At 70.8% G+C, this 22397-nt stretch carries 20 protein-coding genes; 9 read left to right on the top strand and 11 right to left on the bottom strand.

Annotated features, from left to right (window positions below; genetic code table 11):
• Positions 1-211: 211 nt before the first annotated feature.
• Positions 212-1930, top strand: coding sequence for an LCP family protein (locus BN159_RS25930; protein WP_015659967.1), 1719 nt, complete (start codon positions 212-214; stop codon positions 1928-1930).
• A gap of 281 nt (positions 1931-2211) precedes the next feature.
• Entirely contained in the window at positions 2212-3792 is a 1581-nt protein-coding gene (locus BN159_RS25925; protein ID WP_051113545.1) for an LCP family protein, read from the top strand.
• A gap of 27 nt (positions 3793-3819) precedes the next feature.
• Here BN159_RS25925 and BN159_RS25920 read toward each other — a convergent pair whose 3' ends face one another.
• Entirely contained in the window at positions 3820-4851 is a 1032-nt protein-coding gene (locus BN159_RS25920; RefSeq protein ID WP_015659965.1) for a glycosyltransferase family 2 protein, read from the bottom strand.
• 127 nt (positions 4852-4978) lie between these two features.
• Between BN159_RS25920 and BN159_RS25915 the strand changes: the two genes are divergently transcribed.
• Positions 4979-6430 (top strand): LCP family protein, encoded by a 1452-nt coding sequence (locus BN159_RS25915; RefSeq protein ID WP_078598880.1) that lies wholly within the window; start codon positions 4979-4981, stop codon positions 6428-6430.
• Between the two features lie 36 nt (positions 6431-6466).
• On the opposite strand, the gene BN159_RS25910 is transcribed toward BN159_RS25915, so the two are convergent.
• Entirely contained in the window at positions 6467-7024 is a 558-nt protein-coding gene (locus BN159_RS25910; protein ID WP_015659963.1) for an acyl-CoA thioesterase, read from the bottom strand.
• Positions 7025-7143: 119 nt separating this feature from the next.
• On the opposite strand from BN159_RS25910, the gene BN159_RS25905 reads away from it, so the two are divergent.
• On the top strand, positions 7144-8412 hold the full coding sequence (locus BN159_RS25905) for an LCP family protein (protein WP_078598879.1): 1269 nt from the start codon (positions 7144-7146) through the stop codon (positions 8410-8412).
• Between the two features lie 45 nt (positions 8413-8457).
• Here the strand turns inward: BN159_RS25905 and BN159_RS46585 are convergent, their stop codons facing one another.
• The 3 genes from BN159_RS46585 to BN159_RS25890 all read right to left on the bottom strand — a co-directional run bounded on the left by BN159_RS46585 (position 8458) and on the right by BN159_RS25890 (position 13481).
• Positions 8458-11157 (bottom strand): S8 family serine peptidase, encoded by a 2700-nt coding sequence (locus tag BN159_RS46585; RefSeq protein WP_015659961.1) that lies wholly within the window; start codon positions 11155-11157, stop codon positions 8458-8460.
• Between the two features lie 179 nt (positions 11158-11336).
• A complete protein-coding gene (locus BN159_RS25895; protein WP_015659960.1) occupies positions 11337-12167 on the bottom strand; it encodes an SAM-dependent methyltransferase in 831 nt (276 codons plus the stop codon).
• Positions 12168-12323: 156 nt separating this feature from the next.
• Positions 12324-13481 carry an acyl-CoA dehydrogenase gene (locus BN159_RS25890; RefSeq protein WP_041819852.1) on the bottom strand — a complete coding sequence of 386 codons (1158 nt, stop codon included), beginning with the start codon at positions 13479-13481 and terminating at the stop codon, positions 12324-12326.
• A gap of 190 nt (positions 13482-13671) precedes the next feature.
• On the opposite strand from BN159_RS25890, the gene BN159_RS25885 reads away from it, so the two are divergent.
• Complete coding sequence (locus BN159_RS25885) at positions 13672-15015, top strand: UDP-glucose dehydrogenase family protein (RefSeq protein ID WP_015659958.1); 1344 nt, start codon at positions 13672-13674, stop codon at positions 15013-15015.
• On the opposite strand, the gene BN159_RS25880 is transcribed toward BN159_RS25885, so the two are convergent.
• Positions 15012-15368 carry a winged helix-turn-helix transcriptional regulator gene (locus tag BN159_RS25880; protein ID WP_015659957.1) on the bottom strand — a complete coding sequence of 119 codons (357 nt, stop codon included), beginning with the start codon at positions 15366-15368 and terminating at the stop codon, positions 15012-15014. The two genes, BN159_RS25885 and BN159_RS25880, sit on opposite strands and share 4 nt — an antisense overlap.
• Before the next feature lie 66 nt (positions 15369-15434).
• On the opposite strand from BN159_RS25880, the gene BN159_RS25875 reads away from it, so the two are divergent.
• The gene (locus tag BN159_RS25875) at positions 15435-16067 is read left to right on the top strand and encodes an NADPH-dependent F420 reductase (RefSeq protein ID WP_015659956.1); all 633 of its coding nucleotides are present in this window, start codon (positions 15435-15437) and stop codon (positions 16065-16067) included.
• Positions 16068-16204: 137 nt separating this feature from the next.
• Here the strand turns inward: BN159_RS25875 and BN159_RS25870 are convergent, their stop codons facing one another.
• Entirely contained in the window at positions 16205-16705 is a 501-nt protein-coding gene (locus BN159_RS25870; protein ID WP_015659955.1) for a CGNR zinc finger domain-containing protein, read from the bottom strand.
• Between the two features lie 92 nt (positions 16706-16797).
• Here BN159_RS25870 and BN159_RS25865 point away from each other — a divergent pair, with 92 nt between their 5' ends.
• Positions 16798-17157 (top strand): VOC family protein, encoded by a 360-nt coding sequence (locus tag BN159_RS25865; RefSeq protein ID WP_015659954.1) that lies wholly within the window; start codon positions 16798-16800, stop codon positions 17155-17157.
• 16 nt (positions 17158-17173) lie between these two features.
• Positions 17174-17566 carry a VOC family protein gene (locus BN159_RS25860; protein ID WP_015659953.1) on the top strand — a complete coding sequence of 131 codons (393 nt, stop codon included), beginning with the start codon at positions 17174-17176 and terminating at the stop codon, positions 17564-17566.
• 6 nt (positions 17567-17572) lie between these two features.
• On the opposite strand, the gene BN159_RS25855 is transcribed toward BN159_RS25860, so the two are convergent.
• The 4 genes from BN159_RS25855 to BN159_RS25840 all read right to left on the bottom strand — a co-directional run bounded on the left by BN159_RS25855 (position 17573) and on the right by BN159_RS25840 (position 21718).
• On the bottom strand, positions 17573-18712 hold the full coding sequence (locus BN159_RS25855) for a dipeptidase (protein WP_015659952.1): 1140 nt from the start codon (positions 18710-18712) through the stop codon (positions 17573-17575).
• A 131-nt stretch (positions 18713-18843) separates the two neighbouring features.
• Positions 18844-20022 carry a dipeptidase gene (locus tag BN159_RS25850; protein WP_015659951.1) on the bottom strand — a complete coding sequence of 393 codons (1179 nt, stop codon included), beginning with the start codon at positions 20020-20022 and terminating at the stop codon, positions 18844-18846.
• 5 nt (positions 20023-20027) lie between these two features.
• On the bottom strand, positions 20028-20549 hold the full coding sequence (gene purE, locus BN159_RS25845; RefSeq protein ID WP_167549243.1) for a 5-(carboxyamino)imidazole ribonucleotide mutase: 522 nt from the start codon (positions 20547-20549) through the stop codon (positions 20028-20030).
• Positions 20546-21718, bottom strand: a complete 1173-nt coding sequence (locus tag BN159_RS25840; protein ID WP_015659949.1) for a 5-(carboxyamino)imidazole ribonucleotide synthase — start codon at positions 21716-21718, stop codon at positions 20546-20548. The genes purE and BN159_RS25840 overlap by 4 nt, the downstream gene beginning before the upstream one ends.
• Positions 21719-21867: 149 nt before the next feature.
• On the opposite strand from BN159_RS25840, the gene BN159_RS25835 reads away from it, so the two are divergent.
• A complete protein-coding gene (locus BN159_RS25835) occupies positions 21868-22392 on the top strand; it encodes a GtrA family protein (protein WP_041819850.1) in 525 nt (174 codons plus the stop codon).
• Positions 22393-22397: the final 5 nt, after the last annotated feature.

Genomic DNA, 22397 nt, shown 5'->3' with positions numbered 1-22397 from the left:
GACCGGTCAGTTCAGGGAACGCGACCGGTTCGTTCAGGGAAATGGAACGAATTGACCGCTTGTAGGGACACCGGAATCGGTTGTACGCACGTGGAATTTCTCACCGCCGTCGCTCGACGCCGAAGTGTGCGGATAGTGTGAGCGATCCGGTGCATCGGGCCGTGCGGCGTTTTCCCGCGCGGCGCCTTCCCGACGGAGGATTCGGACAACCGTGGACGCAGGCCGTGGGCGGTCGGAGAACATCGACCCCGCAGACCAATGGGTGCTCAATCCGAACACCGGCGAATACGAATTGCGACTGAGCCCTTCCGCACCGCAATCACCGAGACCGCGGCAGTCACCCGTGCCCGGCCCGCGCAGACGCCCTGACGCCACCACGGCTCCGCCCACCGCCCCCGGCCGCGACGTCCCGCCGCCGCGCCGGCGCCGGGGCGTGCCCGAGGAGCCGGCGCCGGGGCGGCGCGGGCACCGGCCGGGGAAGCCGAAGTCGAAGGCCAAGAAGGTGCTGCTGTGGACGGGCGGTTCCATGGCGCTGGTGCTGGTCGTCGCCGCCACCGGCGGCTACCTCTACCTCAAGCACCTGGAAGGCAACGTCGACACGATCGACGTCGGTGACGCGGGCGCGAGCAGCTTCAAGAAGGACGAGGCCTTCAACATCCTGATCATCGGCACCGACAGGCGCACCGGTGAGGGGAACGAGGGCTACGGTGACAAGAACAGCGTCGGGCACGCGGACACCACGATCCTGCTGCACGTCGCCAAGGACCGGTCCAACGCCACCGCGATGAGCATTCCGCGCGACATGGTCGTCGACATCCCGGAGTGCCGAACGAAGCTGGAGGACGGCACCGAGAAGGCCATCCCCGGACTTCAGGACGTGCGGTTCAACCGCAGCCTCGGTGAGAGCGAGCGCGATCCCGGCTGCACCATGGAGACGGTCAAGGCGTTCAGCGGCATCCAGCCCGACCACTTCATGATGGTCGACTTCAACGCCGTGAAGACCCTGACGACCGCCGTGGACGGCGTCACGGTGTGCCTGAACCGCCCCATCAAGGACGAGAAGTCCAAACTCGACCTGCCCAAGGGCGAGTCGGAGATCGAGGGCGAGCAGGCGCTCGCCTTCGTCCGTACCCGCAAGGCGTTCGCCAACAGCAGCGACCTGGACCGCATCAAGGTGCAGCAGCAGTTCCTGGGCTCGCTGATCCGCAAGATGTCCTCCAGCGACACCCTGACCAACCCCCGGAAGCTGATCAAGCTGGCCGAGGCCGCCACCGAGGCGCTGACCGTGGACAAGGCCATAGGGAAGGCCACCACGCTCAAGGACGTCGCCCTGGAGCTGAAGAAGGTGCCGCCGAAGAACATCACCTTCACCACGGTCCCGGTCAAGGACAACCCGGCCGAGGTCATCAAGGCGACGGTCGTCGTCAACGAGGCGACCGCGCCCCAGGTCTTCGACATGATCAAGAACGATGTGTCGTTCACGGAGGTCAAGGAGCAGAAGAAGAAGGAGAAGGCCGCAGTCGCCGCCCGCCTCAAGGGCACCAAGGCGGACGCCTCCGAGGTGCGCGTGCGCATCCTCAACGGCGGCGCGGAGTCCGGCAGTGCTCAGGACCAGCTCACGTATCTCCAGACGCAGGAGGGCGTGACCAAGTCCGAGAACGCGGGCAACGCGGAGGCCGAACAGGCCAGGACGACCCTGGAGTACGCTCCCGACCAGGCAGATCAGGCACGTCGGCTGGCGGAGATCATGGGTCTGTCCGGTTCCGCGATGAAGCCCGGCGAGAGCGAGCTCAACTCCCAGGGTCTGCCGACGATGACGCTGATCCTGGGCAAGGACTTCAAGGGCGCGGGCGTGAAGCTCGACTCCTCCTCGGCAAAGACGCCGAACGTGGAGAAGTCGACGGCTGACAAGGTTCAGTGCGCCGGTTGAGAGCCTGTGTCACATCCCCGGCCGGATCAGCGCACGGCGTCTGGTGCGTGCGATCGCAAGGCGCCGGAGCGCCCTCGTGGCGGAGCCACGTGGGTGGTTCGGCAACGCGGCGAGCGTGCGTGCCAGGCGGCGGGCGCCCGGCCGGGGATGTGACACAGGCTCTGAGCAACTGAGGCGACCTGACGGGCCTGTTGAACGTCTGACATGACGTACGACAGGCCCGTTCCATGGGGCGCGGGTGGGGCGGTTCGACCGGCAAGGGTGGGGAGGGACGGCAAGTGATGCAGAGCAGCGTGCAGGAGGCCGCTCCGGTCGCCGAGGGGGGCGGCGCGGGGACGGTCGACGGCGGGGAGGGCCGGGGCGGGCGCCGCAGAGAGCGGCCGGGGCGCGGGCGGCGGTTCATGAAGTGGTCCGCGACCGTGCTCGCGGTACTCATAGTGGGGACGGCCGGTGCCGGGTACCTCTACTACCGGCATCTGAACGGCAACATCAAGCACGACGACCTGAACCTGGGGGACAGCAAGGTCGCCAAGCCGACGCCGAACGCCGCCGGGCAGACGCCGCTGAACATCCTGCTCATCGGCTCCGACGCGCGGGACACCGAGGAGAACCAGAAGCTCGGCGGGGCCAAGGAGACGTTCGGTACGCCGCCGCGGGCGGACGTGCAGATGCTGCTGCACCTGTCGGCCGACCGCTCCAACATGTCGGTCGTCAGCATGCCGCGCGACACCCTCGTGCAGATCCCCAAGTGCACCGACCCGGACGACGACGAGGCGTACCCGGCGAGCAACGGGCGGGTGGCGACCAACCAGAGCCTGCGCAACGGCGGTCCGGGCTGCACGGTGGCCACCTGGCAGGAGCTCACCGGCATCCACATCGACCACTTCATCATGGTCGACTTCGCGGGCGTGGTGTCGATGGCGGACGCCATCGGCGGCGTCCCGGTGTGCGTGGACGCCAACATCGAGTCGCGCGACAGCCAGGGCCACGGCTCCGGTCTGAAGCTGGAGGAGGGCACGCACCCGGTGAAGGGCGAGCAGGCCCTCCAGTGGCTGCGCACCCGCTACGGCTTCGAGGACGGCAGCGACCTGGCCCGGGCCAAGGCCCAGCACATGTACATGACCTCGATGGTCCGTGAGATGCGCGAGAACGCCACCCTCAGCAGCCCGCTCAAGCTGCGCCGGCTCGCCGAGGAGGCCACCGACGCGCTCACGGTCGACCCGGGCCTGGACGACGTCAAGAAGCTCTTCGACCTCAGCAACGAGTTGCGGAAGGTGAACCCGAAGCGCATCACCATGACCACGATGCCGAACCGGTACGTGGGCGTGCAGGTGGAGCCCACCGAGGACGCCGAGAAGCTGTTCCGCCTGGTGCGCGACGACATCGCGCTTGACGGCAAGGACAAGAAGAAGGCGAAGGCCGAGGAGAAGCTCTCCGACGATCCGGCGGCGCCCGACACGGAGATCGGCGTCCAGGTCCAGAACGGCACCAGCACCGACACCCTGGGCCCGGCGGGCGGCCGGGCGGGCACGGTCGCGGGCCTGCTGGTCGACAAGGGCTTCACGCTGGCCGCCGCGGACGGCTCGGTGGTGCTGAGCGAGGACCGTACGGTGGTCCGCTACCCGAGCGCGGAGCTGGAGGGCGACGCCCAGCGGGTCGCCAAGTCCCTGGGGATTCCGCTGAGTTCGGTGAAGCGCTCGACGGAGGTCACGGGGGTGACGCTGGTCGTCGGCGCGGACTGGCGCGAGGGTACGGCGTACAAGGCGCCGAAGCAGGACGACAAGCTGCCCGACGCCGACAAGGCCCTCAACGGCGCCGACGAGGACGCCTGTATGCACGTGAACCCGGCCTTCACCTTCTAGGGGTCGGGCCGGGTTCGAGGGCGGTGGTCAGGCTGCGGTGCTGACCACCGCGGGGCGGCGGGAGGCGATGACCTTGCGGGCCAGGGCGCGGGGGCTGGTCAGGAAGCCCCAGCCCCAGGACATGTGCATGGTGGCGAGGGCCACCGGGATCTGGAGCCGCGCCTTCAGCGGCAGGCCCTTGCCCGCCGGGACCGAGCCGAGGACGATCGCCGCGAGATAGCCACCGGGGATCACCAGGGCCAGCGGGTTCAGCACCGCGCCCACGACCAGGCCCACCACGATCGCGCACACCGCGGTCGGCGGGGCCAGGTAGCGCAGGTTGATGGAGCCCTCGTGGTAGCGGGCGACGACGTGCCGCCAGCGGCCGTAGTCCTTGTACTGCTTGGCGAGGGCGCGCATGGAGGGCCGCGGCCGGTACGACACCTTCAGCTCGGGCGAGAACCAGATCAGCCCGCCCGCCTCGCGGATCCGGAAGTTCAGCTCCCAGTCCTGGGCGCGGATGAACTCGACGTTGTAGCCGCCCTGCCGCTCCAGCGCCTCGCGCCGGAAGACCCCGAGGTAGACGGTCTCGGCCTCGCCCGCCCGGCCGCCGGTGTGGAAGACGGCGTTGCCGACGCCGATCTTCGACGTCATCGCGGCGGCGACCGCGTGCTCCCAGTCGTTCTCGCCCTCGGCGTGCATGATGCCGCCGACGTTCTGCGCGCCGGTCTCCTCCAGGAGCCGGACGGCGGTGGTGATGTAGTTCGGCGAGAGCATGCCGTGGCCGTCGACCCGGACCACGATCGGGTGGCGGGACGCCTTGATCGCGGCGTTGAGGGCGGCGGGCGTACGGCCGGTGGGGTTCGGGACCGTGTGAACGCGGGAGTCCTCGGCGACGAGCTGGGCCGCGATCTCGTCCGTACGGTCCGTGGACGGACCGAGGGCGATCACGACCTCCATCTCGCCGGCGTACTCCTGCGCGAGGATCGCTTGGACTGCTCCGCGCAGATGCCGCTCCTCGTTGAGGACGGGCATGATGACGGACACGGCGGGGAGCTGCACGTCGGGATTGGCGTTCATAGGGGGCTCACGTTACCGCGAACGGGGGACACCGGTGCGCCCCGCCCGGGGCGGTGCCCCGGGCCACAGATCGTATGGGCCTACGGTGCTCAAGATCCCACGTACGGCCCTCGCGGAGGTGTCCCCCATGCCCACGCCGCCCCGCTCCCCCGCCAGACCTCCGCGACAACGCCCGCGGCCGCCCGTCCGGCGGAAGAGACCGCGCTGGGCCATGCGGGTGCTGACCACGCTGTCGGTGGTGGTGCTGGCCTCCGCCGGGATCGGGCACGCGGTGCTGACCGGTCTTGATGCGGACATCGCGCGGGTCGATCCGTTCAAGGACATGAAGAACCGGCCGCGGGCCGGGCACGGGATGAATGTGCTGCTGGTCGGCACGGACGGACGGGACCGGATCTCGCAGGCGCAGCGGCGGCAGTACCGGCTGGGCGGGGCGCCCTGCCACTGCACCGACACGATCATGATCGTGCACATCTCGGAGGACCGGGAGCGGGCGAGTGTGGTGAGCCTGCCGAGGGACTCGTACGCGATGACTCCGGCGCATGTCGACGACGTGAGCGGTGAGCGACATCACGGGCATCCGCTGAAGCTGAACGCGGCGTACGCGGAGGGCGGGCCGCAGCTGACGGTGCGGACGGTGGAGTCGATGACGCGGGTGAAGATCGACCACTATCTGGAGGTCGACTTCACGAGCTTCATGAAGACGGTGGATGTGCTCGGCGGGGTGAAGGTCTGCACGGCGGGGCCGCTGAAGGACTCGTACACCGGCCTCGACCTCCCCGCGGGCACCCATGACCTCAACGGCGGGGAGGCCCTCCAGTACGTCCGCGCCCGGCACGTCGACGGGGCCTCCGACCTCTCGCGGATGCAGCGGCAGCAGCGGTTCCTGGCGGCGCTGGTGGAGCGGGCGACCTCGTCCGGGATCCTGCTGAACCCGATGAAGTTCCGGGACGTGACCCGGGCGGTGCTGGGGTCGGTGCGGGCGGACAAGGGCTTCGGCACGGACGAGCTGCTGGACCTGGGCCGGGCGATGCGGAACTTCTCGCCCTCCTCGTCGGAGTTCACCACGGTGCCGATCGGGCAGATGGGATACGCCGTGAAGGGCGTGGGCTCGACTCTGCGGTGGGACGCGACGAAGTCGCAGCGGCTGTTCAAGGCCCTGCGGGACGACAAGCCGCTGGCCGCGCATCGGCCGGCGCCTGGCAGCGACGCGGTGAAGGTGCCCGTCGCGCCGTCCCAGATCCGGGTGCAGGTGGAGAACGGGACGGCTACGGCGGGTCTGGGCAAGCGTGTCGACTCGGCCCTGGCTTCGACCGGGTTCCGCACCAGCCGGGTGCCGGTGAACGCGGCGGAGCGCACGGTGCGGCGGACGGTGGTGGCGTACGACCCCCGCTGGGACCGCTCGGCGAAGTCCCTGGCCGCGGCGCTGCCGGGCAGCGAGCTGCGGGCGGTGAAGGGGCTGGGGGCGACGCTGAAGGTGATCGCGGGGTCGGACTTCAAGCAGGTGCGCAAGGTCCGGGCGGCGGAACCTCCGCGGGCGGAGTCCGGGGTGGTGCGGGGGGACGAGGTGGGGTGCGGGTAGCCGCGGGCCGGGGTGCCCGCGGCTGTGGGGACCGGCTCAGTCCTCGATGCCCTCTGCCGCTCGCTTCTCCCGCAGTTCCTTGATGGCGCGGCGGCGGGCCAGGCGGTGGGTGCGGCGGATCTGGGCTTCCTGGTAGCGGCGGTTGTCGCGTTCCGTTTCCGGGATGACCTGGGGGACCGCGCGGGGCTTGCCGTCGGCGTCGACCGCGGCGAAGACCAGGTAGGCCGAGCCGACCTGGGTGGGCGGGGTGGATTCGTTCCAGCGCTCCGCCAGGACTCGTACGCCTACCTCCATGGAGGTGCGGCCGGTCCAGTTGACCTGGGCCTTCACATGGACCAGGTCGCCGACCCGGACCGGCTCCAGGAACACCATCTCGTCCATGGACGCCGTCACCGCGGGGCCCCCGCTGTGCCGTCCGGCCACCGCGCCGGCGGCGTCGTCGACCAGCTTCATGATCACACCGCCGTGCACCGTGCCCAGCAGGTTGGTGTCGTTGTGGGTCATGATGTGGCTCAGCGTGGTGCGGGACGCGGACGTCGGCTTGCCCGGGATATCCGGAGTGCCCGATTCCGCTGTGGGGACCTGGTGTGTCATGGCCTCCACCTTATGCTGCGGGACGAACCGGGGAATTTGTGTTGGGTTCGCAACAGCCGTGCCCCTATTTTCCGCCGACCCTTGTAAGACGCACAGCCGTTCCCTGCACACTGGGGCCCATGAACAACTGGCCCGAGGGATGGTCCGACGGAAACCGCGGTGGCGGCTACGGACACGGCAGCGCAAGCGCACAGCCGGATGGCGCACGCGTCATGCGGCAGGTCCGCCGCGGCCCGGCGGCGCCCGGCGGGGGCCAGTCGGCTCCGCCGTACGGTGTGCCGTCGCAGCAGCCGTACGACGATGGCCAAGGCCATGACGGCTATGACAGCGGCTACAACACCGGCCAGGTCTACGGCGGTGGCGGCGGCCAGGGGCGCGGCGGCGACATGTACGAGCCGCGGCCCGCGCCGAACTGGCGGAAGCGGATCAAGTGGACCTCGATCACCGTCGTCACGGTGCTCGTCGTCACCACCGTCGCCACCTATTTCTGGGCCGACTCCAAGCTCAACCGCGAGGTCGACCTGTCCAAGGTCATCGAGCGGCCGGAGGCGGGCGACGGCACGAACTACCTGATCGTCGGTTCCGACAGCCGTGAGGGCATGTCGAGCGAGGAGAAGAAGAAGCTGCACACCGGGTCCGCCGAGGGCAAGCGCACGGACTCGATGATGATCCTGCACACCGGTGACAACGGCCCGACGCTGATCTCGCTGCCCCGCGACTCGGACGTGGAGATCCCCACCTTCGTGGGCTCGGAGTCCGGCAAGACCTACCCGGGCACGGGCCGGCACACCAAGCTGAACGCCGCCTACGCCGAGGACGGTCCCGAACTGCTGGTGCGGACGGTCGAGTTCAACACCGGTCTGCACATCGACCACTACGTCGAGATCGGCTTCGCGGGCTTCGCGAACATCGTGGACGCGGTCGGTGGTGTGGAGATGGAGATCCCGAAGGGCGGCATCAAGGACTCCAAGTCCGGCGCCGACCTCAAGGAGGGCAAGCAGACCCTGAACGGCGAGGAGGCGCTCGCCTTCGTCCGTACCCGCTACGCGCTGGCCGGCTCCGACCTGGACCGTACGAAGAACCAGCAGAAGTTCCTCGCGGCGCTGGCCAACCAGGCCGCGACGCCGAGCACCGTGCTGAACCCCTTCAAGCTGTACCCGACGATGAGCGCCGGTCTGGACACCCTCATCGTGGACAAGGAGATGGGCCTGTTCGACCTGGCGTCGATGTTCTGGGCGATGAAGGGCGTCACCGGCGGTGAGGGCACGTCCATGAACATGCCGATCTCCGGGTCCTCCGGCGGCAACCTCGTCTGGGACAAGGCGAAGGTGAAGACGCTGGTGCAGCAGTTGAACAACGACGAGAAGGTCACCGTCTCCGGGAACTGAGCGGTGCCCGGTCCGCCGGGCCGGTGAGCCCGGCGGACCGCTCTGTCAGACCCGGCCCACGACGAACCTCGGGTGCCTCTCCACCCGCCAGCCGCCCGCGTCGTGGCCGAGGTTCCGCACCACCAGCAGCGGGTCCCCGAAGGCGCCCTTGCCGCCGTTGAGGGCCTCCCAGACGCCCGCGTACCCGAACCCGACGATGTCGGCGCTGCGGTCGCCGGTCAGGTCGGCCAGGAAGCGCGGGTGCTTCTCGATCCGCCAGCCGCCCGCGTCATGGCCGAAGTTCTCCACGACGAGCTGCGGGCCCTGGAACGTGCCGTCGCCATTGTTCAGCGCGGCCCAGACGCCCGCGTACCCGAACCCGACGATGTCGGCGCGGCCGTCGCCCGTGAGGTCGGCCAGGAAGCGCGGATGCTTCTCCACCCGCCAGCCGCCCGCGTCGTAGCCGAAGTTCTCCACGACGAGCTGCGGGCCCTGGAACGTGCCGTCGCCGTTGTTCAACGACACCCACACCCCGGCGTAACCGAACCCGACGATGTCCGCGCGGCCGTCGCCGGTCAGGTCGGCCAGGAAGCGCGGATGCTTCTCCACCCGCCAACCACCCGCGTCGTAGCCGAAGTTCTCCACGACGAGCTGCGGGCCCTGGAACGTGCCGTCGCCGTTGTTCAACGACACCCAGACGCCCTTGTCGCCGAAACCGACGATGTCCGCGCGGCGGTCACCGGTCAGGTCGGCGAGGAAGCGGGGGTGTTTCTCGACGCGCCAACCGCCCGCCGTGTAGCCGAAGTTCGGCACCATGAGCTGTGGGGCGGCGAAGGTGGCGTTGCCGCGGTTCAGGGAGACCCAGGCGCCCGCCTCGCCGAAGCCGATGATGTCGGCGCGGCGGTCGCCCGTGAGGTCGGCGAGGAAACGCGGGTGCTTCTCCACGCGCCAACCGCCCGCCACGTAGGCGAAGTTCTCCACGACCAGCCGCGGGTCGCGGAAGGAGCCGCTGCCGTTGTTCAGGGAGATCCAGACGCCCGCGTCGCCGAAGCCGACGAGGTCGGCGCGGTTGTCGCCGGTCAGGTCGGCGAGCATGCGCGGGTGCTTCTGCGTACGCCAACCGCCCGCCGAGTAGGCGAAGTTCTGGACCATCAGCTTGGGTCCGGCGAAGGTGCCGTCGCCCTTGTTGAGCGCCACCCACACCCCGGCGTCGCCGAAGCCGACGAGGTCCGCGCGGCCGTCGCCGGTGAGGTCCGTGCCGGCCGGCGCGGGCGCGGGGTGGATCAGCGGGCTGGTGACGGCGCGGTGGGCGTTGACCCTGCCCCGGCCCAGCATCCCGGCGAAGCCCGGGTTGTCCGCCTCCACGTCGTCGCAACTGCTCTCGACGATACGGCGGACCTGGTCGCCGGTCAGCTCCAGGTTGCGGGACCAGACCAGGGCCGCGACGCCCGCGACATGCGGGCTCGCCATCGAAGTGCCGTCCAGGAAGCGGTGGTTGCCGTTCAGATGCGTCGACCAGACGGTGACGCCCGGCGCGGACACGTCGACGTTCGTGCCGAAGTTGGAGAAGGGTGCCCTGCGGTCCGCCGAGTCCAGCGCGGCGACCGCGATGACCTCGGGGTACACGCCGGGGAACTGCGGGGTCACGTCGGTGTTGGTGTTGGCGTTGCCCGCGGCGAAGCAGATCACCACACCGGCGGCGGCCGCGTCCTGGATGGCGGTGCGGATGCCGGCGTGGTCGCCGTTGGCACGCCAGCTGCAATTGACGACATAGCGCCGGTCGCGGTGGTCGAGGGACTGGCGGCGGACGTAGTCGATGGCGTCGGCGCGGTTCTGGTTCATGCCCGCGGTGAGGTTCACCCTGAGCGGCATCAGCCGGCAGTCCGGGGCCACGCCGATCACGCCCAGGTCGTTGTCGGCCGCGGCTATGGTCCCGGCGCAGTGGGTGCCGTGGCCGTTGTCGTCCTCCGGCACCGGGTCGCCCGCGTCGGAGAAGTCCCAGTCCTCGGCTCCCCTCGGCAGGATGTTCGCCGCGAGGTCGGGATGGTCGAGGTCGCAGCCGGTGTCTATGACGGCGACGATGACGTCCCGGTGGCCGCGAGTGTGGTCCCAGGCCTCGGTGACGCCGATGTCGACGCCCGCGGTGCCGGGGACGCCGTCGACGGCCTGCCCGGTGTTGCGCAGGCCCCACAGCCGCTCGAAGTCGGGCTCGTCGGGCAGATAGGGCTGCGCGTCGTTGAACCCGGCCTCGGACGGCTCGGCGAACCGCACCTCGTCCAGGGCGGAGAACTCCCTGATGGTCGCGAAGAGTTCGGCCCCCTCGGGGATCCGCAGGGTGTAGTACCCCGGGGTCCGCTGGGCGAGGGCGACGCTGCTGCCGTGCTCGGCGACGATCCGCTCGGCACGCTCCCGGTCGACGTCCGCGCGGAACCGTACGGTGAACTCGCCGGGCACGAAGTACCGGGACGCGCCGTGCTCGTCGATCATCACCGGCAGTGAGCCGAGGACGTCCGGCTCGGCGGTGAGGGCGGCCGCGTCGGTGTCGGCGGCCGGGTTCAGGTAGACCGCGGCGAAACCGCGGTCGAGGTTGTAGCCCTGGCTGACGGAGAGCAGCGGGCGGGCTTCGACCAGGTGGTCCACCGTCGCGCCCGTGGCGTCGGACGGCAGCCGGACCATGGCCTCGGTCCCGGACGGGCGGAAGGTCCGGAGACTGCCGCTGGCCTTGTCGACGTAGGAGAGATCCGCCGGTTGATCAGGTGTGCTCATGAGGTGCCCCCGTTGGCGCTCGTGAGGTGTCGCCCCGGGCTCCCGCCGCCACGGCGGCAGCCGGCGACCGTGCGGGGCCACCCTCCTCCTGCCCGCACGGGCCGCCTAGGCGAGCGACCGGAAAGGCGCACGAGATACGCCGAGCGGCCGACGGCGCGGGGCCGGGGCGACGTAGCGCGTCAGCGCTTGCGGCCCACGCCCGCGAAGTGCGTGACCTCGACGATCTCCGCGTCCGGGGTGTCCGGGCGCCAGCGGGAACAGGAGACGATGCCGGGCTCCAGCAGCTCCACGCCCTCGAAGAGCCGGACCAGGTCGGCGCGGCTGCGCAGGGTCATGGCGGCCGAGCCCTGGCTGTTCCAGTACTCCACCGCCGCCTTCATCGCCTCGCCGTCCACCTCGGTGGTGGGGTGGGAGACGACCAGATAGGAGCCCGCGGGGACGGCGTCGAGGAGGCGGCGGACGATGGCGGCGGCCTCGTCGGTGTCCAGGACGAAGTTCAGGATGCCCAGCATGGTGATGGCGACCGGCCGGGTGAGGTCCAGGGTGCGGGCCGCGCCCGCGAGGATCGCCTCCGGGTCGTGGACGTCGGCCTCGATGTAGTCGGTGGCGCCCTCCTTCGCGCTGGTGAGCAGGGCGTGCGCGTGGGTGAGGACGAGCGGGTCGTTGTCGACGTAGACGATCCGCGCGTCCGGGGCGACGCGCTGGGCGACCTCGTGAGTGTTGTCGGCGGTGGGCAGGCCGGTGCCGATGTCCAGGAACTGGCGTATGCCGCGCTCCCCGGCGAGATGACGGACGGCGCGCGCGAGGAACTGACGGTCGGCCACGGCGGAGCGGGGCAGGGCCGGTACGAAGCCAAGGATCTGGTCGCCGACCTCCTCGTCCACCGGGTAGTGGTCCTTGCCGCCCAGCCAGTAGTTCCAGATCCGCGCCGAGTGGGAGACGTCGGTGCGCAGCCGCGCGGTGCGGGCCACGCCCTCGTCGTCGGGCGATGGCGTGGTGAGGTCGGCCATGGGTGCGGTCTCCTTCGGACACTTACGTTCGGGATGCGCACCCAACGTAGGCACAACTCGGCGGGTCTGGCGGGAAATTGACCGAGGTCCAGGAAACAGCGCGGCCCCCGGCGGCACTGCGCGCGCCGGGGGCCGTCGAATCCGTGGTGACCGCGACTACGGCAGGTTGCGCGCCATGACGATGCGCTGGACCTGGTTGGTGCCCTCGTAGATCTGCGTGATCTTCGCGTCGCGCATCATCCGCTCCACCGGGTAGTCCCGCGTGTAGCCGTAGCCGCCCAGGAGCTGGACCGCGTCCGTGGTGACCTCCATGGCCACGTCGGAGGCGAAGCACTTGGCGGCGGCGCCCAGGTAGGTCAGGTCCGCGTCGCCGCGCTCGGAGGCGGCGGCGGCCTGGTAGGTCAGGGCGCGGGCGGCCGAGATCTTCATGGCCATGTCGGCGAGCATGAACTGGATGCCCTGGAAGTCGGCGATCGGCTTGCCGAACTGCTTGCGCTCCTGGACGTAGCCCTTGGCGTAGTCGAGGGCGCCCTGGGCGATGCCGAGGGCCTGCGCGGCAATGGTGATGCGGGTGTGGTCCAGGGTCTTCATCGCGGTCGCGAAGCCCGTGCCCTCCTCGCCGATCATGCGGTCGGCGGGGATGCGGACGTTGTCGAGGTAGACCTCGCGGGTCGGGGAGCCCTTGATGCCGAGCTTCTTCTCCGGGGCGCCGAAGGAGACGCCCTCGTCGTCCTTCTCCACGACGAAGGCGGAGATGCCCTTCGAGCGCTTGGAGGGGTCGGTCACGGCCATCACCGTGTAGAACTCGCTGACGCCCGCGTTGGTGATCCAACGCTTCACGCCGTTGAGCACGTAGTGGTCGCCGTCGCGGACCGCCTTGGTCTTCATGCCGGCCGCGTCCGAGCCCGCGTCCGGCTCGGAGAGGCAGTACGAGAACATGCCCTCGCCCTTGGCGAGCGGGGACATGTACTTCTTCTTCAGCTCCTCGGAGCCGGAGATGATCACGGGCAGCGAGCCGAGCTTGTTCACCGCGGGGATCAGGGAGGAGGACGCGCAGACGCGGGCCACCTCCTCGATCACGATGACCGTGGCGAGCGCGTCGGCGCCGGCGCCGCCGAACTCCTCGGGCACGTGCACGGCGTGCAGGTCGTTCGCGACCAGCGCGTCGTGGGCCTCCTGCGGGAAGCGGGCTTCCTCGTCCACCGCGGTGGCGTACGGCAAGATCTTCGCCTCGGCCAGGGAGCGGACGGCGTCGCGGAGCATGTCGTGCTCCTCGGACGGGCGGTACAGGTCGAAGTCAGCCGATCCGGCCAAGGTCTCTCACGCTCCAAAGACGCTGTGATGCTGGCGCTAATTACCGTTAAGTAACTCAAATTTTAGAGCTCCGCCCACGCTGGTGATACGTGAGCTTGGCGACAGCGGGAAAAGTGCCCGGTGGGGCGCACTGCGATGCCCCGACTATGCTCGGGCCCGCACCGCCGCCGCACCACTCAAGGGAGTCCCCATGGCCCTCAAGATCACCGTGATCGGCACCGGCTATCTCGGCGCCACCCACGCCGCGGCCATGGCCGAGCTCGGCTTCGAGGTCCTGGCGCTGGATGTCGTGCCCGAGAAGATCGAGATGCTCCGGCGCGGTGAGGTCCCGATGTTCGAGCCGGGTCTTGAGGAGCTGCTGCGCAAGCACGTGGCCGGGATCGAGGGCTCCACCGAGCGGCTGCGGTTCACCATGGACTGGGCCGAGATCGGCGCGTTCGGCGATGTGCACTTCGTGTGTGTGAACACTCCGCAGCGGCACGGCGAGTACGCCTGTGACATGAGCTACGTCGACTCCGCCTTCGCCTCGCTCGCCCCGCATCTGCACAACGCCGCGCTGGTCGTCGGCAAGTCGACGGTGCCGGTGGGCTCCGCGGACCGGCTCGCCGCCTACCTCGCCGAGCACGCGCCGGCCGGGGAGGGCGCCGAGCTGGCCTGGAACCCCGAGTTCCTGCGCGAGGGCTTCGCCGTCAACGACACCCTGCACCCCGACCGGCTCGTGGTCGGCGTGCGCAGCGAGCGGGCCGAGAAGCTGCTGCGCGAGGTGTACGCGGCGCCGATCGCGGAGGGCTCGCCCTTCGTGGTCACCGACTTCCCGACCGCCGAGCTGGTGAAGACCTCGGCGAACTCCTTCCTCGCCACGAAGATCTCCTTCATCAACGCCATGGCTGAGGTGTGCGAGGCCGCGGGCGGCGACGTCGCCAAGCTCGCGGAGGCCATCGGGTACGACGACCGGATCGGCAAGAAGTTCCTGCGGGCCGGGATCGGCTTCGGCGGCGGCTGTCTGCCGAAGGACATCCGGGCGTTCATGGCGCGCGCCGGTGAGCTGGGCGCCGACCAGGCGCTGACCTTCCTGCGCGAGATCGACTCCATCAACATGCGCCAGCGCGGCCAGATGGTGGAGCTGACCCGTCAGGCGCTGGGCGGCGGGCCCTTCCTCGGCAAGCGGGTCGCGGTGCTCGGCGCGACCTTCAAGCCGGACTCGGACGACGTACGGGACTCGCCCGCGCTCAATGTGGCGGGCCAGATCCACCTCCAGGGCGGCCAGGTCACGGTCTACGACCCCAAGGGCATGACCAACGCCCGCCGGCTCTTCCCGACCCTCGGCTACGCCGACTCCGCCGTGGAGGCGGTGCGCGGCGCCGACGTCGTGCTGCACCTCACCGAGTGGCGCGAGTTCCGCGAGCTGGACCCGGCGGCGCTGGGCGAGGTGGCGGCGACCCGACTCGTCCTCGACGGCCGCAACGCCCTGGACCCGTCGCTGTGGCGGGCGGCGGGGTGGACGTACCGGGCGATGGGGCGTCCCACCGCCTAATCGCCGCTCGCCCGTTCCTGCGCCGCCATCACCTCGTCCCCGTGCTCGAAGGCCCAGGTGCCGAACGCCTCGATCGCGGGGAGCAGGCTGTGGCCGAGGTCGGTGAGGGCGTAGTCGACGCGGGGCGGTGAGCCGGGGTGGGCGCGGCGGTCGACGAGGCCGTTGAACTCCAGCCGCCGCAGGGTCTCCGTCAGCACCTTCGGGCTGATCCCGCCGATCCGCTCCCGCAGCGCCCCGGGCCGCTCCGGACCGTGCCGCAGCGCCCAGATCACCACCGCGTTCCAGGTGTTCGCGAGCAGGTCGAAGGCGAGGCGGGCCCGGCAGTCGGCGAGAAAGCTCTGGTCGGCGGTCACTTACCGAATGGTGCCCGAACGTCTCCCTAATGTCCTTTCCCGAGCGACTACTTGGGAGGACACGGAATGCGAATCGGGATCATCGGTACGGGCGCCATGGCCGAGGGCCTCGGCGGGCAGTGGGCACGCGCCGGGCACGACGTCCTGGTGGGCGGCCGGGACGAGAGGCGTACGGCGGAACTGGCGGCGCGGATCGGCGCCCGCGCGGGAGATCCGGGGCAGGCCGCGCTGCGGGACGTCGTCCTGCTTGCGGTGCCGTACGCGGCGGCCGTACCGGTGGTGTCGGCGCTGGCCGACGCGCTGGCGGGCCGGACGCTGATCGACTGCACCAACCCGGTGGGCCCCGGCTTCCGGCTGGAGACCGGGGGCGGCCCGTCCGCCGCCGAGCGGATCGCGGCCGCCGCGCCGGGCGTGCGGGTCGTCAAGGCGTTCAACCTCTGCCACGAGAGCGTGTGGCGGCTGACCCCGCCGGTCTTCGACGACCGCCCCCTCGCCGTCCCGCTCTGCGGCGACGATCCGGCGGCCCTGGAGTCCGTACGGCGACTGGTGCGCGACCTCGGCTGTGAGCCCGTGAACGGCGGTGGCCTGGACCGGGCGGCGCTGCTGGAGGCGACGGCGGCCTTCCTGATCGGCCTGTGGGTGGGCGAGGGAGCGGACGCCCAGGCCATCGCGCCGCCCCTGCGGCACGCCGGGGTATGAAAGGCGACGCCGCTTCGGCCGAGGCTCAGTCGGCCGAAACGGCGTCTTCCCGCATTCTGCCGCACACCGGGGCGCAGTGCCCCGGAGTCCTCGACAGACCCTTGCGTCCCGCGTCCTCAACCGGCGCTCCCGTACGGCTACTTGGCCCGGTAGCGCCGCATCTTCGCCCGTGCCCCGCACACCTGCATCGAGCACCAGCGGCCGCGTCCCGCGGGGCTGCGGTCGTAGTAGGCCCAGTGGCAGTCGGCCGCCTCGCAGGCCTTCAGGCGGGGCCAGGTGCCCGCGACCAGCGACTCGGCCACGGCGCCGGCGATACGGGAGGTCAGCGCGCGGGGGTCGGCGGCGGCGAGGGTCGCCGAGCCGTCGCCGGGGTCGACCGAGAGGTGGAGCGGGGCCCGGGTCAGCAGGTCCGTCAGCGGGGTCACCTCGCGGTGCGGCGGGTGGCCGGCGTGGGCCAGGAGCGTCGCCCGCAGGGACTCGCGCAGCTCCCGGGCGGCCGGGACCTCCTCCTCGGCCAGCCCCAGGCGCGCCCGGCCCTCGGCGGTGTCCAGGGCGTCGGCGCCCGACTCCAGGTCCAGCGTGTTGACCAGGGACTGGACCAGCTCCAGGGCACCGGGGGCGGGTGAGCGCGCATTCATGGTTGCGACGTTACCTCCAATGCGGGAGCATGCAGTAACGGTGTTACCGCATGGGCGCCTTTGCCAGTAACCACGAGTACGCGGAGGAAGTCATGGCTCTCGCCACCCTGGACGTCGTCGTCCTGGACTGTCCCGACCCCACCGCCCTGGCCGGGTTCTACGCCGCCGTCCTCGGCGGCACCATCGAGGACCAGGGAGAGTGGGTGGACCTGAACCTGCCCGGCGGGGCCAGGCTCGCCTTCCAGGCCGCCCCCGGCTTCGTACCGCCGAAGTGGCCCTCGCCCGACCACTCCCAGCAGTTCCACCTCGACCTGAACGTGACCGACCTGGACAAGGCCGAGAAGGGCGTGCTGGAACTGGGCGCGAGGCCGCTGGACACGGAGGACCGCACACGGACCTTCCGGGTGTACGCGGACCCGGCCGGCCACCCGTTCTGCCTCTGCGCCGGCTGACCCCGGAGGGATCCCCGTGACGCTGGCCCGCTTCCGCTCGGTCGTGATCGACTGCCCCGAGCCACTCGCGCTCGCCGAGTTCTACGCGGCTGTGCTGGGCGGCACGCCGCAGGTGCAGGAGGAGGACTGGGTGGTCCTCGAGGCACCGGGCGTGCCGCGCCTCGCCTTCAACCGTGAGCCGGGATTCCGCCCCCCGGCCTGGCCCCGCGAGGACGACAACGCCCAGCAGTTCCACCTCGACCTCGACGCCGGGTCCACCTGGGCGGAGGTCGACGCGGCGGAGCGGCGGGTGCTGGCGCTGGGGGCACGGCTGCTGCGGCGGGAGCGGGATCCGGTGGCGGAGGACGCCCGGGTGTTCGCGGATCCGGCGGGGCATCCCTTCTGCCTGTGCCGGATCGACCACCCGTAGGGGCTCTCAGCCGTCCAGGTCCGCGATCCGCGCCGTCGACGGCTCCCGGCGTTGCTGGGCCGCCTTTGCGGTGAAGTCGGCGGTGCGTAGGACGCGTTGGACGTTGCCCCAGGTCAGCAGGGACAGGTCGGTCTCCGTCCAGCCTCTGCGGAGCAGTTCGGCGACGAGGTGCGGGTAGCAGGAGGCGTCGGGGAGGTCCTGCGGATGGGCGGTGCCGACGTCGTAGGTGCCGGACAGGCCCACGCACTGCGTGCCCGCTACCGCACGGACATGGTCGAGGTGGTCGGCGACGTCCCGCACCGAGGGGCCGGTCTGCTCGGCGGTCAGGGGCACCATGCACAGGCCCTTCGCCGCGCCCAGCTCGGCGAGCAGGTCGTCGGGGAGGTTGGCCGGGTGCGGACGCAGCGCGCGGGCGGCGGAGCGGGTGCACAGGACGGGCGTCTTGGAGGCGGCCAGCGCGCGGCGGACGGTCTGCTCGGAGGCGCCGGAGAGGTCGGCGAGCACGCCGAGCCGGTTCATCTCCCGGACCACCTCCTCCCCGAACCGGGTCAGTCCCGCCTCGCTGGCCCAGGAGGTCCCGGCCAGGGTGAGCACCCTGAGGCCCAGGCTGTGCAGCACGCGCAGGATGGCGAGCGAGTCGTCCAGTGCCGCGGCCGTCGCCGGGCCCAGCAGCACCGCCGCCCGGCCGCAGTTGCGGGCGTCGATGACCTGGCCCGCGGTGCGCGCGAGCCGTAGCCCCTCGGGGTGGGCGGCGATCACCGTGCGCACCAGGTCGAGCTGTTCCAGGGTGGCGGCGACGGCCCGGTCGGCGGCCAGCCCCTCGGGCAGGTGCAGGGAGCAGAACAGCGCGCCGACATGGCCCTGCCGCAGCCGCGGTACGTCGGTGTCGACGGCGCTCTCGCCCAGCTCAAGGTCGTACCAGGGCAGATGACGCAGCGCCCAGGGCAGTCCGCTGTAGCCGTCGGCGACGGGGTGCGCGGCGAGCAGGGCGCGGGCGCGCTCCAGGCGCTCGGCGTCGGGATCGACGGGGTCGGGATCGTCGATGGGCAGCGCGGGCGGCTCGACCGGGAAGGGGTCGGCCAGCGGCAGGCCGTCGAGCGCGTCGACCTCGGCCGGGGTGTGCAGGTCGTCCTGGAGATCTGCCATGGCGGGCTCCGTACGTGCGAGGCGATCGCTGTACGGTCACCGTCGCACGCGTGCCCGGGGCCTTCCTGGTGGACGGGGCGTTCGGGGGTCCGCCGGACGGGCGGGGCAGTCGGCCGCCCCGCCCTCGACCGTCACCCGTCCAGCGCCTCGATCGTGGCGTGGGAAGCCGCTCGCGTGGTCTGGAGCTCCCGCGCCACATCCTCCGCCGCGCCCAGGACCCGTACGGAGTTCTGCCAGGTCAGCTTGGCCAGGTCGGTGTTCGACCAGCCGCGGTCCATCAGTTCCGCGATCAGGTTCGGGTAGCCGGAGACGTCGTTCAGGCCGTCCGGAGTGAAGGCGGTGCCGTCGTAGTCGCCGCCGATGCCGAGATGGTCGATGCCCGCCACCTCGCGCATGTGGTCGAGGTGGTCCACCACCGTCGCCACCGTGGCGACCGGGCGCGGGTTGCGCTCCTCGAAGGCTCGGTGCACCTTCATCGCCTCGGCGGTGGTCTCCAGGTGGTGGAAGCCGTGGGCACGCATGTTCTCGTCCGCGGCGGCCGTCCAGTCGACCGCCGCCTGGAGCACGAACTTCGGCACGAACGTCACCATCGCCACCCCGCCGTTGGCGGGCAGCCGCTCCAGGACGTCGTCCGGGATGTTGCGGGGGTGGTCGCAGACCGCCCGTGACGAGGAGTGCGAGAAGATCACCGGAGCGGACGTGGTGTCCAGCGCGTCCCGCATCGTCGTCGCCGCCACATGCGAGAGGTCGACCAGCATGCCCTCGCGGTTCATCTCCCGCACCACCGCGCGGCCGAAGGCCGACAGACCGCCGACTCCCGGCTCGTCGGTCGCCGAGTCCGCCCAGTCGATGTTGTCGTTGTGGGTCAGGGTCATGTAGCGGACGCCGAGCGCGTACAGGCCGCGCAGGGTGCCCAGGGAGTTCGCGATCGAGTGCCCGCCCTCCGCGCCCATCAGCGAGGCGATCCGGCCCTCCCGGCGCGCGGCCTCCAGGTCGGCGGCGGTCGTCGCGGCCCGCAGTTCGGCCGGGTGCCGGGCTATCAGCCGCCGTACGCAGTCGATCTGCTCCAGGGTCGCCGGGACCGGGTCGGGCAGGTCGGACCGGACGTACACCGACCAGTACTGCGCCCCGACCCCGCCCGCGCGCAGGCGGCCGAGGTCGGTGTGCAGATGGGCGCTCTGGTCGGCGGCGATGTCACGGGCGTCCAGGTCGTAGCGGACCTGTTCGCGCAGCGCCCAGGGCAGGTCGTTGTGCCCGTCGACCACGGGGAACTCCCGCAGCAGCTCCCGGGCCGCCTCTATGGAACCCATGGCCGTCACTTGCCGAAACCGAAGCCGTTGGACCCCTCGACCTTGGCGCGCAGCCGCCTGCCCTTCTCGGTGGCCTGGTCGTTCAGCTCCTGCTGGAACTCGCGCATCCGGCCGAGGAGCTCCTCGTCCTGGGTGCCGAGGATCCGGGCGGCGAGCAGACCGGCGTTGCGGGCACCGGCGACCGAGACGGTGGCCACGGGGACCCCGGCCGGCATCTGCACGATGGACAGCAGGCTGTCCATGCCGTCCAGGTACTTCAGCGGGACCGGCACCCCGATCACGGGCAGGGGGGTGACCGAGGCGAGCATGCCGGGGAGGTGCGCGGCTCCCCCGGCGCCCGCGATGATCACCTTCAGTCCGCGCTCGGCGGCCTGCTCACCGTAGGCGACCATCTCGCGCGGCATGCGGTGCGCGGAGACGACGTCGACCTCGTACTCGATCTCGAAGTCGTCGAGCGCCTGCGCGGCGGCCTCCATGACCGGCCAGTCGCTGTCCGACCCCATGACGATGCCTACAACCGGGCTCATTCGGTGATCGTGCCTCTCAGGTATGCGGCTGCGTGCTGGGCGCGCTCCAGCACGTCGTCCAGGTCGTCGCCGTAGGTGTTGACGTGGCCGACCTTGCGCCCCGGCTTCACGTCCTTGCCGTACATGTGGATCTTGAGCTGCGGGTCGCGGGCCATGCAGTGCAGGTACGCGGAGTACATGTCCGGGTAGTCGCCGCCGAGGACGTTGGCCATCACCGTCCACTTGGCACGCGGGCGCGGGTCGCCGAGCGGGAGGTCCAGCACGGCCCGCACATGGTTGGCGAACTGGCTGGTGATCGCGCCGTCCTGGGTCCAGTGCCCGGAGTTGTGCGGGCGCATCGCCAGTTCGTTGACGAGGACGCGGCCGTCGCGGGTCTCGAACAGTTCGACGGCGAGGTGACCGACGACGTCCAGCTCCTTGGCGATGCGCAGCGCCATCTCCTCGGCCCGCAGGGCGAGGGACTCGTCCAGGTCGGGGGCGGGGGCGATCACGGTGTCGCAGACGCCGTCGACCTGCCGGGACTCGACCACCGGGTAGGCCACGGCCTGGCCGTGCGGGGAGCGTACGACGTTGGCGGCGAGCTCCCGGACGAAGTCGACCTTCTCCTCGGCGAGCACGGGGACGCCCGCCTTGAAGGGGGCCTCGGCCTCCTCGGCGGAGTCGACCACCCACACGCCCTTGCCGTCGTAGCCGCCGCGGACGGTCTTGAGGACGACCGGGAATCCGCCCGCCCGTCGCCCACCGCCACCCTTGCCGGAGGGCCCTTCGGGCCCGCCCCTTTCGAGCTCCGCCGCGAAGGCCGCCACATCGGCCGGGTCCGAGACGATGCGGTGGCGTGGGCAGGGCACCCCGATGGCGTCCAGCTTCGCCCGCATCACCCCCTTGTCCTGGGCGTGCACCAGCGCGTCCGGGCCGGGGCGCACGGGGATGCCGTCCGCCTCCAGGGCCCTGAGGTGCTCGGTGGGTACATGTTCATGATCGAAGGTGATCACATCGCACCCGCGCGCGAAGTCACGCAGCGTGTCCAGGTCGCGATAGTCGCCGACGACGACTTCGCTCACCACCTGGGCCGCGGAATCCTGAGGGGTGTCACTGAGGAGCTTGAACCTGATGCCCAGCGGGATGCCTGACTCGTGTGTCATACGAGCGAGCTGGCCCCCGCCGACCATGCCGACTACCGGGAACGTCACGCCCCTAGGGTATCGGCCACGCCAGGAAGGCCGGTTTCCGCGCCTGTGTGCCGGTCCACAGGCAATCGTGCGGAGGGGTGGTTAGCATGGCTTGGTTGACGAAACCGACGGACGGGGGCTTTCACTCCATGGGACGTGGTTCCTCCGGGCTGCTGCGACGTTACGCGCACGAGGTCGCCAAATTCGGCGCCGTGGGCGGGGCGGGGCTGTTGGTCAACCTCGGCGTCTTCAACCTCGTGCGGCACGTCACCGATCTCCAGGTCGTGCGGGCCAGTGTCATCGCCACGGTCATCGCCATCGCCTTCAATTACGTCGGCTTCCGCTACTTCACCTACCGGGACCGTGACAAGAGCGGTCGCACCAAGGAACTGACCCTGTTCCTGTTGTTCAGCACGGTCGGACTGGTGATCGAGAACGGCGTGCTGTACACGGCGACCTACGGTTTCCACTGGGACAGCCCGCTCCAGAGCAACATCTTCAAGTTCCTCGGCATCGGCGTCGCGACGCTGTTCCGCTTCTGGTCCTACCGCACCTGGGTGTTCCGGGCGCTCCCGGCCCGCGAGACGGTGGCCACCGCGGAATCGTTCCTGGAGGAGACGGCGCCCACCCAGCGCAGGCGCCGTACTCCGCAGCCGGCGGGCAGGCGCCCGTAAGCGCG

The organism is Streptomyces davaonensis JCM 4913 (assembly GCF_000349325.1).
In the GTDB taxonomy this organism is placed as follows: Bacteria; Actinomycetota; Actinomycetes; order Streptomycetales; family Streptomycetaceae; genus Streptomyces; species Streptomyces davaonensis.
The sequence above is the reverse complement of the archived record's forward strand: the minus strand, read 5'-3'. Positions and strand labels throughout refer to the sequence as shown.